Here is a 13,220-nt window from a genome sequence, read left to right as displayed (position 1 = left end):
AGGCCGACTTGGTAGCAAGTCGGCCTTTTTGCTGCGTTGAGTTGTGTTTAATTAACGTTTGGATGGCGCAGGGCAGGTGGAATCGCGCACAATCAGTTGTGGATAAAAGCCTTCGCTTTCCACATCGCGTTTATCGCGAATAGTATCGATTAATAGGCTGGTGGCGCGCTCCGCAATGGTCGGGTTTGGCTGCTGTGCCGTGGTTAGGTTTGGCCAAGCTTGGCGGGAGAAGGGGCTATCTTCAAAGCCGACGATGGATAGTTGTTGCGGTACATCCACCCCTTGAATGCGTGCAGCGAACAAGGTGCCTGCGGCAATTTCATCGTTACAGGCGAACACAGCGGTGGGTTTTAAATTAGAGGCGAGCAGCTGGCGGGTGCGTTTGACTCCAGACTCAAAAGAGTATTCACCTGGCAAAATTAATTTTTTATCGAGAGTAATTTTGTTGCTCTTGAGCGCCGCCTTGTAGCCTTCCAACCGCTCACCGCTCGATTTATGCGCCTCTTCTCCGCCTAAAAACGCGATGGACTTGTGCCCCAGATCGATGAGGTATTGGGTAATCTTGTGGGCGGCGGTGCGGTCGTCAATAAAAATACAGGGGCCTTTTTTGTCTGGCGCCTGTGAGCCAGAGAGAATTCGTACAAAGGGTATCTTGCGTTTACCTAGCGCGGTTAAAACCTCTGGCATTTCCGACATGGGTGGCGTCAACACCAGCCCGCCTACTTGGCTGCGATCCACCATGTTAAGCACTTCATCAATAATGTCATCGGCTTTGGAGTCGCAAGGGTGGATAACCAGCTCATAGCCTTGGCGGCGGCATTCCCCCAAAATTCCCTTCTGCATATCGATCACATAGTTGCTGTTAGGGTTATCGTAAATAAAACCAATCGATGAGGCCGCGCCGCGCAATAAGCGTGCGGATAAGTTAGGTTGGTAATTTAATGCCTTGACTGCCTGCATGACCTTGTCTTGCAGTTCCTGGCCGACGGTTCCTTCTTTATTAATCACGCGCGACACAGTTTTAAAGGAGACTCCGGCCAGTTTGGCCACATCTTTGATCGTGGCTTTGGACTTGGGCGCGTGTTTATCGACACTGGTTTTCATAAGTTATTGGGCTTATCGGGCAATGGGTTATCAACGTTCATTGAGTTGGTTGGTTGCTAGGGTAGAGCTTAGGCTATCCAAGCGCAATGATTTCGCTGCCGCTGTATTTATTTGTAGCTTCAGGTAACGCATCTGGGGCGCGCGGCGCAAGGTTATGTAAAGAGTTTTGCGATGCCCAAATCCTCAATGGCACCATAGTCTAAGGTTAAGGTGTAGCCAGTCGACCGCAGTTAGTCGGCAGATAAAATATTACTCCCACAACAATAATTGAGGTGCTGGATGAGAAAGTACGTTGCCCCCCTGACTCTGTTTTTATGGCCATTGCTAGCGCTGATCAGTATTGCGGCTCAGGCGCAGCACAAGCTTGAACCGCTATGGCTAACATCTGATTTACCCACTCCCGAGTCTGTACTCTACGTTGCAGATAAAAAAGAGCCCTATTTATTTGTTGCGCTGATTGACGGTCAGGGCGATGGAGTTGATGGTAAAGGTGGCATAGCGACCTTGGCGACTGATGGAGCCGTGATCGACAAAAACTGGCTTACTGGCCTCAATGCTCCCAAGGGCATGGCAATATATAAGAACCGTCTATATGTGGCCGATATTACGGAGTTAGTGGTCATTGATATTAAAAAACGAAAAGTGATTAAAAAGATTCCCATCGCTGATTCGGTATTTTTAAACGATGTAACCGTTAATTCCAGTGGCGTTGTTTTTGTTTCGGATACGCGCACCAATAGAGTTCACCGAATTGAAAAAGATGAACCTAGTCTTTATCTGGAGAATATGACTAGTGCAAATGGCTTGAAAGTCTTTGGTTCTAATTTGATTGTGGGGGCGGGCAAGGAGCTGTTGCTGGTGGGAGCGGATAAAAAACCACTGACCTTGGCGACCGGTTTTGCTCAGGGTATTGATGGTATAGAGATGGTGTCCCGCGGTGAGTTCATAGTCTCCTGCTGGCCTGGGTTGGTGTATTACGTCTATCGCGATGGCAAAATTGAGCTACTGATCGACTCGCAGGCAGAAAAAATTAATACAGCTGACATAGGCTATGACCCGAATACCCAGCAAGTGTTTATTCCCAACTTTTTCAAAAATTCTGTTACTGCCTATCAATTGCACTAGTGTTGTTGGTGTTCAGGCTGGGGTGCCCCAGCTTGAACCTTGTAACTGTTCACCTGTTCCCTCCGTATACTATGGATAGTTGATAAAATGCCTGCCCGTCAGATAGATATAACCAATTTGCGCGGATTCTGTTGGCGATAAAATTTCTTCTGCTAATAAAGATGAAAGTACCGCGATTACCGGTGCTATCAACTAAGCTGACTTCAAAATTATAATTTATAGTGTATTGCTCCCACGGCTACAAAGGATGATCTTGTGCGTTTTTACATTGATAGGAGAAAGGCTCAAGGTTTACAACAAGAGCTGGTTATTGCGTACCTTGTTCGAATTGTATTTTTGTTGGCCTGTTCCCTATTTGCATCGCCCTGCACGTTTGCCAATACCGCGCCTATATTACAGAGCGCTCCGCCCCATTATTCATTCAGTCATATTTTGCCCGATCAAGTTGCCGCGATCGGCTACATCAATACCCTTGCGCAGGACTCCGAAGGTTTTATGTGGTTCGGCGGCGCCAATGGCTTGGCGCGTTACGACGGCTACAATCTGGTGATTTATCGTAGGGATGCTTTAGACCCTAATAGCCTGAGCAATAACTACGTCAATGATATTCACCTCGACCGTGCGGGACAGCTATGGGTTGCAACCCGCAATGGCATTAATCGTTACGATGCCAGATTAGACCGGTTTACCCGCTACCAGATCGCCACTGACGGTCATCTCATCAGCGCGGATGACATTATGGCGATGGAGGAAACGGAAGATGGCCGGTTTTGGTTCGCCAGCCGCGGTGGTTTATACAGTTTTGATCGCACCACACATCAATTCCAACTTCACCCGCTGCGGGATGAATCGTCCAGTGCGGAAGCTGAGGGGTTGATCTGGACTGTTACTAAAGATCAGCAAGGCTATTTATGGCTCGGTCATTTGGGGCGCGGTGTTAGCCGTTTTAATCCTAATACCGGAGAGGTGCGTCGCTATCAGTTAGAGCAGGGATTGGGTTCTGCCGATATTCGTGAGCTCTATGTCGACTCTGCCAATAACCTATGGGCGGGCAGCTATGGCGCAGGTCTTTTTATGATGGATGACAAGCGCGAACAGTTTGTTGCGCTGAAACATGACAATCAAGAGAAAAGCGCGATGGTGATGGCGGTACTGGAAGATCGCCACAAAAATCTGTGGGTAGGCGATGGCAGCGCTGTTTATGTACGCCCGCCCGGTGCAACGCATTTTACGCGTTTTACTTACGACGAAACCAAGCCAGCATCACCTGGCAACTATGTGGTAAATGCGCTATTTGAAGACAGGGCGGGTGATATCTGGCTCGGCTATTTTCCCTCCGGTGTTGATGTAATTGATCGCCAAGCGTCGATTTTTCATAACTATCATCACAACCCAAATGACGCCAATAGCGTGACTGGTGGCGGTGTGCTCTCCGGGTTAAAAGACAAACAGGGCAATCTCTGGATCGGTTCCGGTTACGGTTTAAATTATTTTGAGTCCCACATCCAGCGTTTTACCAACTACGTTTACGACGCTGAAAATCCTGCGGGTATTGGCGGCAACACAGTGCTGTCGATGGCTTTGGGAACAGATCAGGATTTATGGTTGGGTATTTATTCTGGCGGACTTAACCGGTTGGATACCGCCACTGGAACATTTACCCGCTACCTGCCCGATCCTGAAGACCCTTCGGCTATTCGCGGCCGCGAGGGTTGGTCGGTAATACGCGACCAGCAGGGCTATATCTGGATTGCAACAGAGGAGGGGCTGAATCGTTACGATCCCAAGTCGAATTCGTTTCGTTATTTTGTGCCTGAAGCTGAGCAGCTCGACGGCGATAACGCCCTTTATGCCAGAGTGGTGTACCAAGATCGAGAGGGGCGCATTTGGGTCGGTGGTATTCGCGGTTTATTTTTATTTGACCCTGTAACAGAAACGTTTACCCGCTATCGCCATGTGGATGCTGACCCCACCAGTATAAGTGCCGATTTTGTGTTTGCGATTTTCGAGGATAGTCGCGGCAATTTTTGGGTGGGAACAGATGGCGGCGGCATCAACTTGTTTGATCGGGCCAGCGGTAAATTTACCGCATTTACCTCGCGCGATGGTCTTGCGGATGATGTGGTTGCCGGCATAGTGGAAGACGCGCGGGGCTATTTGTGGTTGGGCACCCAAAAAGGCATTGCACGTTTTGATACCGATAAAAAACAATTTCGCAATTTTGATAAGCGCCACGGTCTCAGTGACAATTTGTTTAATCGCAATTCACCTGTGCTCATGGAATCAGGTGAATTATTTTTTGGTAACAGCAAAGGTTTTGTGGTGTTTAATCCGGCGAGTGTTACCACTAACCAATACGCACCACCGATTGTGTTTACCAATCTCTTAATTCTCAACAAGCCGGTTGCAGTGAATGCAAAAAATTCGCCTTTGACCGCAGCTATCAATCATGTCGATGCCATTTTCCTGACTCACGAAGATGATGTGGTGACCTTTGAATTTTCTGCGCTCAACTTTCAAATGACAGAAGAGAATCAATATGCATACCGGTTGTTAGGCTTTGACAGCGACTGGATTTTTTCCGGTTCAAAGCGCACCGCAACTTATACTAACCTCGATCCCGGTCATTATGTCTTTGAAGTGAAGGCGAGTAATAACGACGGGATTTGGAGCGATAAATATGCAAGTTTAGCGATTCACATAGCGCCGCCTTATTGGCGAACCTGGTGGGCTTATCTGGGTTATTTATTAGTTTTATTTTTGCTGTTTTATTGGTTTATCCGGATTCAGCAATTAAAACTGCGCTATGAACAACAGCAGGTAGAACAAGAGCGTTCGGTGGTGCGCCGCCTGCAGCAGGTGGACAAGTTAAAAGATGAGTTTTTGGCCAATACCTCTCATGAGTTGCGCACACCACTGAACGGTATTATTGGTTTAGCGGAATCTTTATTGGATGGCTTGAATGGCCCGTTGCCTTCACACACGCGTTACAGCTTGCAATTGATTGCCGCCAGTGGAAAGCGGCTGTCTGCGCTGGTGAATGATATTTTGGATTTTGCCAAATTAAAAAATCAAGGGGTAACCCTACACAAAAAAGCAGTAGATCTGCGGGTGCTGGTCGATATAGTTATTACACTTTCACGCCCATTGGTAGGTGATAAAACACTGACGCTACACAATCAGGTGCCGGAAAATTTACCTGCGGCCTATGTTGATGAAGATCGGCTATTGCAAATTTTGCACAACCTGATCGGCAATGCGGTGAAGTTCACCCACGAGGGAAGTATTAATATTTATGCCGAATTAAAAGACGAGCAGATTTGGGTGCATATTGCCGATACCGGAATTGGTATTGCCCCGGACCAACTCGCCATTATTTTTCAACCATTTCATCAAGTTGATGGGCGCGCTGAACGAGTCTACGGCGGCACAGGTTTGGGGTTGTCTATCTCCAAACAATTAGTCGAGTTGCACGGCGGTGTTCTGCGTGTGCAATCCCATAGTGGGCAGGGTTCAGTATTCAGTTTCAGCTTGCCTATGTCGCTCAAGCTACCGGTAACTGCGAGTAAGGATGACACTACACATGAGCCGGTTACTGACTTTGTAGAAACGTCCACCCAGCAATTAAATGAAGCTCGACAATTCAACAGCGGTCAGGTGCATCAGGGGCACATCTTAGTGGTGGATGATGACTCGGTTAATCGCCTCGTGTTAGTGAACCATCTTGCATTGCGTAACTATCGAGTGACTGAAGCTGCCAGTGGTGAAGAGGCGCTTGCACTGGTGCAGGAGCATGGCGATATTGATTTGGTATTGCTCGATATTATGATGCCGAAAATGTCGGGTTATGAAACCTGTAAACGTTTGCGCGAATCCTATCGCACCTATGAATTGCCCATTATTTTTCTCACTGCGCGCAGTCAGACACAAGATTTGGTGATGGGTTTTGAGGTGGGCGCAAACGATTATTTAATTAAACCTATCACTAAAGAAGAATTGCTTGCACGCGTCGATATGCATTTGCAGCTGTACAGCGCCACACAGTATTTGGATCGCAAAGTAGCGGAGCGCACCGAAGAATTGCGCGCTAAAAATGAAGGTTTAAAACAAGCGCAGCAAGAACTGCAAAATGCTTACCTAAAATTGGAAGAGGCGAGTTTGTCTGACCCGCTCACCGGTTTACACAATCGTCGGTTTTTGAGTAAATCTATCGCCGCCGATATCTCTTTGGCGGAGCGCGAATATCAAAACTGGTTGGCAGCGCAGCGGGCAACGGGTGACAGCAAAAATCACCCGCCACTGCCAAAAGATCACGATTTGATTTTTATGTTGCTCGATGTCGATCATTTTAAAGCGGTCAATGACAGCTATGGGCACAGCGCAGGCGATAAAGTATTGGAACAATTGAGCCGTTTGTTGGAAGTTGTGCTGCGCGATTCTGATTATCTGGTGCGCTGGGGCGGTGAAGAGTTTTTAATTGTTGCGCGTTTTTGCTCGCGTGCAGAAGCACCGGAAATGGCCGAGCGCATTCGGCAGGCGGTGGCGAACTGCGTATTTGATTTGGGTGATGGTCAGCAATTACAAAAAACCTGCTCGATTGGTTATGCGGCATATCCTTTCTATCCGCAAGTGCCGAATACTCTCAGCTGGGAGCAAGTGGTTGATACCGCTGATCGCGCGCTCTACGCCGCGAAAAATGCCGGGCGCGATTGCTGGGTTGGCGTTGCCAGTAAACCGGGGGTGGTATTGGATATGAATCCGGCAGTCGATAAAAACCTCAATCAGATGCTTGCGCAAGGTCTTATTGAGCTTGAGGCTTCAATCGATACAGCGCGGATTCAATTTTAACGGCGAGTTTTGCGCTTAATAATTATTTGTCTTGCGGCGTAGTTTGCTGAAATTGTTGCAACTGCGCGGCACTGGCTTCCACTTGGTATTTTTCTTTCCACTCCGCATAGGGCATGCCGTAAACACGGGCACGTGCATCTTCATAATCCACTTCAATGTTCTCTGCTTGGGCGGCGGCTACATACCATTTGCTCAGGCAGTTGCGGCAAAAGCCCGCGAGGTTCATTAGGTCAATATTTTGTACATCTTTGCGGCTATCCAAATGTTGCAGTAAGCGGCGAAATGCGGCGGCTTCTAATGCTTGTTGGCTGGCGGGCGATAGTTCTTCAATTTTCATCGTTAACCTATAGTTATTAAGCAAGTGGTTGATTTATCAGTAGGTGACAGTGTGGGCGATCACTCATGGCAGGTCAATTGCAGCTAATTCATCGGCGTCGCTTGAACCTCAAATCAACCTGCCTATACTCAAACCGTATTAATACTATTGTCGCCACTGGCGTGTTGTTTTTTTGAGCATTTTTGCCGTTTTAATTGAGCCTGTCGCAGAGCTGGGGGTTGTTGAGTGAATATTATTCTAGGGATTATTGTCGTCCTGGGGTGTGTGGTTGGCGGTTTCGTCGTCCACGGTGGTAATCCTATGGCGCTGATGTCACCGATAGAGGTGCTGATTATTTGCGGCGCATCTTTTGGCGCAATGATTATTGGTAACCCAATGTCCGTTACCATCGGTGTTATTAAATCGGCAGGGGCACTGATGACCCCGTCCAAATTCAATAAAACCTTTTATTTGGAAATACTGACTCTGTTGTATGACATTCTCAACAAAACCCGCCGCGAAGGGTTGATGGCAATTGAAGGGGATATTGAAGAACCAGAAACCAGCCCGCTGTTTGCCAACTATCCGAGCATTTTGAAAGACCACCATATTGTGGAATTTATTTGCGACTACCTGCGCATTATGGTGGCCGGCAATATGGCGCCACATGAATTGGAGTCCTTAATGGAGCAAGAGTTGGATGGACACCATCAGGAGGCATCGGTGATTCCTGGTGCGATCCAAAATGCGGCGGATGGCCTTCCCGGTTTCGGGATTGTAGCGGCGGTACTGGGGGTAATTATCACCATGGGTAAAATTGGCGGCCCACCGGCAGAGATTGGCGCAGCGGTTGCGGCAGCCTTGGTGGGAACCCTGTTGGGTATTCTGTTTGCCTATGGGTTTATTGCGCCGTTCGCATCCTATTTAAACGGTAAAGTACGCGATGAATCCCGCTCTTATGAGTGCATCAAAGCGGTGTTGGTCGCATCGATGAATGGTGTTCCACCACAAGTTGCCGTGGAGTTTGGCCGCAAAGTGTTATTCCACAGTGTTCGCCCTAGCTTCAAAGAGCTGGAAGAACAGTATCGCGCTAAGAAATAAGGCCATTTTGTAAGGTAATTATCGATGGAAAAGGGCGCGAGTCAGCAACCTATTATTATCAAAAAGAAAAAGGGGCATGGCCATGGGCACCATGGCGGCTCTTGGAAGGTTGCATTGGCGGACTTTATGACCGCGCTTATGGCCTTCTTTTTATTGATGTGGTTGCTGGGCAGTACTTCAAAAGAAGAGCAAAGAGCGATTTCAGCCTATTTCCAGGAGCCGGGTAGCCAATATGTTGTGGGTGAAGGCGGTGCAGATTTAGGGCTGATCGATCAGGATCGCCCTCTGGAGCTAACGCAAGCGGACGAGCCGAATGATGAATACGCAAAAGAGCTCTCTGAGGAACAGCTACAAAAAGAACTGGAACGCATAGAAAACCAACAGCTTGAAGAGCTGAAAAAGCAATTGGAAACCGAAATTCATGCACTGGATTCTGTGTTTCAGCAAATTAAAGATCAAATCCTGATTGATTTTACCGCCTTGGGTTTGCGTATTCAGATTGTGGATAAAGATCAGCGCCCGATGTTTGATGTGGGTAGCGCCAATCTGCAGAAGTGGTCGTCCGATGTATTGCATGCACTTGCGCCGATTCTGGATAAGGTGCAAAACAAAATCAGTGTTACCGGACATACCGATGCCACACCCTATGGTGCGGGAGCGACTTACACCAACTGGGAGTTATCGGCGGACCGCGCTAACTCAGCGCGCCGCGCTTTATTGATCGGCAGTTATCCAGAGTCCAAAGTTGCAACGGTGCAGGGGATGGGTTCAGCAGCGCCGCTGGTGATCGACAAACCGAGTGAGCCTATCAACCGTCGCATCGCCATTATTGTGCTCAAAAAAGCGGTTGCTGATGCGCTCGGTAGTGGTGTGGGAATTGATAGTGCGCACTTGATCAAAAGTAGTGAAGCATTTGCGCCGCCCAAGCCAGTCGGGCCGAAAATTCTTTCGCCTACTGAAGTGGACGACGCAATTGACGCTGCGCGAGTGCAATAAGGTGGTATGAAACACAATGCTGACGTGCTCTGAAAAATCCTGTCAAAAAAAGTAATACGACTTACTTCAGTTCTCCTTAAGTCACTCCCGCTTGCGGGAGTCCAGCTTTTGGCTTTGTAATAAACTCTATGGATACCCGCAGGCGGGTATGACGACTCTCGTACCTGTTGAAACACAGCTATCTGCCCCCACATGGTTACAGTTGCCACGCTCAGGCGATTAACGCTGTCTACATTCAATCAGGAGAAAACCATGTTCTACGAACTCACCTTGGTGCAATTCACCAAAGCGCTCAATAATCTCAATGCCATTCTTGATAAAGGCGCGGCACATGCAGAAGCGAAAAAATTTGATGTGTCAGTGCTGTTGAACTCACGCCTTGCGCCCGATCAGTTCAATTTGATTCGCCAAGTGCAAATCGCTTGCGATACCGCCAAATTAGGTGTCGCGCGTTTAATTGGCAAAGTGGAATCTGCTCCGGTACATGCCGATACCGAAACAACCTTGCCGGAATTAAAAGCGCGCATTCAATCGGTGTTGGATTATCTTGCAAGTGTTAAACCGGAAGAATTCGACGGCGCTGCCGAGCGTCATATCAGCCAACCGCGCTGGGAAGGTAAATATCTCACCGGCACCGAGTTTGCTATCCAACATGCAATCCCCAATATCTATTTTCATATCACCACCGCCTACGCAATTTTGCGTCACAACGGCGTTGATGTAGGTAAGAAGGATTATCTTGGAAGCATGCCTTATAAAAATTGATCTAAAAGAACTCTTTAGAAAAAACTAAAAAGCCGCCCTGTATTGTTACAGGGCGGCTTTTTATATTTCGCTTATAAAGTTTTATTGTGCGATTTTTGCCTTGCGTACCAATTGCACAAACTCTGTGCGGTAGCCGTATTCATCTTTCCCTTTGTTCGCTTGTGCCAGTTCAATTACATTGTCGTAATTAAAATTGCCTGCGTAGTTGCTTCCCTTCAGTAGCTGCGCAAACCCAGCGACGGCAACAGAAAAATGTACCTCTTGTTGATATTCCGCATTAATCTTGGTTTTAGTTGATACAGCGATAGGTGTCTCGATCAAATTGGATTTGGTTTCGCTCGGTAATTTATAGCGCAAGCGTAAAAAGGCGTATTCACTGCTGTTGCTAGTATCAACTTTGTTTTTGGGTTGATAGCGACTGTCTTCCAGCAATCCACTTTGCGCACCTGTCGGGGTAATTTCATAAATCGCCGTTACCCGTTGGCCTGCGCCAATTTCACCGGCATCGACTTTATCATTGCTGAAATCTTCGCGGTTGAGCACGCGGGTTTCGTAACCGATTAAACGATATTCTTTAACGGTGTTGGGGTTAAATTCCACCTGAATTTTTACATCTTTCGCGATCGGAAATAAGGTTGAGGTGGCTTCAGTGACTAATACTTTTTGCGCTTCGCTGAGTGTATCGATATAAGCCGCGGTGCCGTTGCCGTTTTGCGCGAGGGTTTGCATCATTGCATCTTGATAATTGCCTTGGCCAAAACCGAGTACCGATAAATAAATCCCTTTCTCGCGTTTGCGCTCGACAAAATCTTGCAATTGTTCGTCGCCGGTTTGGCCGACATTAAAATCGCCGTCGGTGGCGAGGATAATGCGGTTAACGCCTTTTGCATTAAAGTTTGCCTCCGCTAATTGGTAGGCAAGCGCGATACCTTCGGCACCGGCCGTGCTGCCACCCGCTTGCAAATTATTTAATGCGGCGAGAATTTTACTTTTCTCTTTTACTTTGGTGGGTTCAAGTACGGTTCCGGCGGCACCGGCATAGACCGCAATTGCAATCGTGTCATCGGGCTTGAGTGTATCCAATAGCAAACTCATGGATTGTTTTACCAGCGGCAACTTGCTCGGTTCATCCATCGAGCCAGAAACATCCAATAAAAACACCAAATTAGATTGCGGGATTTCACTTGCTGCCAGTTGATAACCCTGAATGCCGATATGAATTAATTTATTGCCTGCTTTCCAAGGCGAATCCATCACGCTGGTGTAAGTGGCAAACGGCGTTTTACGATCATTCGGTACTGGGTAGGCGTAATCAAAATAATTGATTAACTCTTCGCTACGCACCGCATCTTTTTCCGGCAATTGGCCGCTGTTAAGCATGCGCCTCACAAAGCTGTAAGAGGCGGTATCCACATCGACAGAAAAAGTCGAGACAGGGTTTTCACTGGTGGCGATAACACTGTTCTCTTTAAAGTCTTCAAAGCGATCGCGAAATTCCTGCGGTTGCTGCGCAATGATTTCGTTGATTGTGGCTGGTTTGGTGGGCGCTATCATCATTGGTTGGATATCGCTGGCTATGGCTGCGCTAGGTGCAGCGGCATAATAATCCATCTCCTTTTTGTGGCGCGCCAGCTCAGCGGTTTTGCTTTGCGATGCTTGTTTGGCTTTCTCCTGTTGGTTAGTGGCGCGCATACCTGTAACTATGACTTCTTCGACTTCAGCACCAGGTTCTTGCACATTTAACGGCACACTTGTGCTCAGTGACTGATCGGCAATGCGCGCGGCTAATTCTTGCTGGTCTGAGTTAATCATCAAATGCTGCATAAAGGTTAATCCCGCCAGCACGGCAAGGCTGGATGCGGCAATGCCGGAAATCATTGCTGGTTTTTGCCAGAAGGGGCGTTGTTCAAATGAGGAGGTGTTCATAGGTTTGGTCCCGTGATGGTTGGTGTCACGGGTAAGACGCAGGCGCTGTAAAAATCCTTGGAGAACATTGGATTTTTTTTCACTGGTGCTAGTTTCAGCGGTTGGCTTCGCCATTGTCGAAAAATTTTCCACTTCTGGTTTTTGCTGCGCACTGAACGCGGCCATAGCCGCCGCCATATGGCGGGCTTTGGTCTCCGGATCTGGCGTTGGCGGCTGCTGTTGCAGCAGTTGCTTCAAGTCATCTTCGTTCATAGGCGTTTTGTTCATAGCGAGAGCTCCCAGCTTCCATCGGGCTGCTGTTGCAGAAGCTGAAGTTGTTTGCGTATTTCGTGAAGCCGCCAGGAGACGGTAGATTCTTTCACTTGCAGGATTGCGGCAGCCTCTGCGTGGCTCAGGCCTTCTCCGTGCACCAACAGCGCTGCTTCTTTAAAGCCTTCGGCCATCTGGTCGAGTAGGCGTAATAGCTGCTGTAGATAAATACTGTTCTCCGCAGTCTGGTCTGGCGCGCGCTCCGGCTCTATCCAATCATCGATATTGCCGTGTTGGTGACGGTTTTGGCTCTTGTACCAATCTTTGGCGCAATTGATCACCAAGCGGTACAGCCAACTGCTAAAGGCAGCTTCAAAGCGAAATTGCGCAATAGTTTGCGCGAGTTTTATACAGGCGAGTTGGGTGATGTCTTGTGCATCGCTAGTGTTGCCACACCAGCGGTAGGCAAAGCGGTAGATGCTGTCGTAGTGGTGTGCCAGTAGCTGTGCAAAGGCCTCGCCATCACCCCTTTGTGCTGCGCGAATCAGCTCGCTTTGGTCAGCGGCAGTCATGAGGTGTTTCCATTGGTGATTCCGTGTCGCTTAGGTGCCAATAATTAGACGATATAAAGTGTCACTTCCTTGGTGATGTTCTTTTTGTGTCGAAATTATTTACAGTTGCATCTTTGTTATTGTGATGTGGTTATCATTAAACTGTTGATTGCGATGACAAAAAAAATTATGGCGCGCATTTTGCAAATTTTAACGCCAAGTGGGTGATTTTGCTGACC

Annotated in this window: 9 protein-coding genes; 5 read left to right on the top strand and 4 right to left on the bottom strand. The window is 48.0% G+C overall.

The window, feature by feature from the left end:
- Positions 1-51: 51 nt before the first annotated feature.
- Entirely contained in the window at positions 52-1,104 is a 1,053-nt protein-coding gene (locus tag AC2CG4_RS03395) for a LacI family DNA-binding transcriptional regulator (RefSeq protein WP_484484927.1), read from the bottom strand.
- Between the two features lie 279 nt (positions 1,105-1,383).
- Here AC2CG4_RS03395 and AC2CG4_RS03390 point away from each other — a divergent pair, with 279 nt between their 5' ends.
- Entirely contained in the window at positions 1,384-2,229 is an 846-nt protein-coding gene (locus AC2CG4_RS03390; protein WP_484484926.1) for a GTP-binding protein, read from the top strand.
- Between the two features lie 255 nt (positions 2,230-2,484).
- Positions 2,485-7,077, top strand: coding sequence for a two-component regulator propeller domain-containing protein (locus AC2CG4_RS03385; protein WP_484484925.1), 4,593 nt, complete (start codon positions 2,485-2,487; stop codon positions 7,075-7,077).
- A gap of 22 nt (positions 7,078-7,099) precedes the next feature.
- On the opposite strand, the gene AC2CG4_RS03380 is transcribed toward AC2CG4_RS03385, so the two are convergent.
- Complete coding sequence (locus tag AC2CG4_RS03380; protein ID WP_484484924.1) at positions 7,100-7,414, bottom strand: DUF1244 domain-containing protein; 315 nt, start codon at positions 7,412-7,414, stop codon at positions 7,100-7,102.
- Positions 7,415-7,639: 225 nt separating this feature from the next.
- Between AC2CG4_RS03380 and motA the strand changes: the two genes are divergently transcribed.
- From motA to AC2CG4_RS03365, 3 genes are all read left to right on the top strand, one after another.
- On the top strand, positions 7,640-8,494 hold the full coding sequence (motA, locus tag AC2CG4_RS03375) for a flagellar motor stator protein MotA (protein WP_484484923.1): 855 nt from the start codon (positions 7,640-7,642) through the stop codon (positions 8,492-8,494).
- A 24-nt stretch (positions 8,495-8,518) separates the two neighbouring features.
- Positions 8,519-9,490 (top strand): flagellar motor protein MotB, encoded by a 972-nt coding sequence (gene motB, locus AC2CG4_RS03370; protein WP_484484922.1) that lies wholly within the window; start codon positions 8,519-8,521, stop codon positions 9,488-9,490.
- A 252-nt stretch (positions 9,491-9,742) separates the two neighbouring features.
- Positions 9,743-10,255: a DUF1993 domain-containing protein gene (locus AC2CG4_RS03365; RefSeq protein WP_484484921.1), complete on the top strand. Its 513-nt coding sequence runs from the start codon at positions 9,743-9,745 to the stop codon at positions 10,253-10,255.
- Positions 10,256-10,336: 81 nt separating this feature from the next.
- Here the strand turns inward: AC2CG4_RS03365 and AC2CG4_RS03360 are convergent, their stop codons facing one another.
- Together AC2CG4_RS03360 and AC2CG4_RS03355 are read right to left on the bottom strand one after the other, a co-directional pair.
- Positions 10,337-12,448, bottom strand: a complete 2,112-nt coding sequence (locus AC2CG4_RS03360) for a vWA domain-containing protein (RefSeq protein ID WP_484484920.1) — start codon at positions 12,446-12,448, stop codon at positions 10,337-10,339.
- A complete protein-coding gene (locus AC2CG4_RS03355) occupies positions 12,445-13,002 on the bottom strand; it encodes an RNA polymerase sigma factor (RefSeq protein WP_484484919.1) in 558 nt (185 codons plus the stop codon). Before AC2CG4_RS03355 ends, AC2CG4_RS03360 begins: the two co-directional genes overlap by 4 nt.
- Positions 13,003-13,220: the final 218 nt, after the last annotated feature.

It is taken from the genome of Cellvibrio sp. ATLC23, assembly GCF_057196725.1.
Note: the sequence above shows the minus strand (reverse complement) of the source record. Positions and strands in the feature narration are given on the sequence as shown.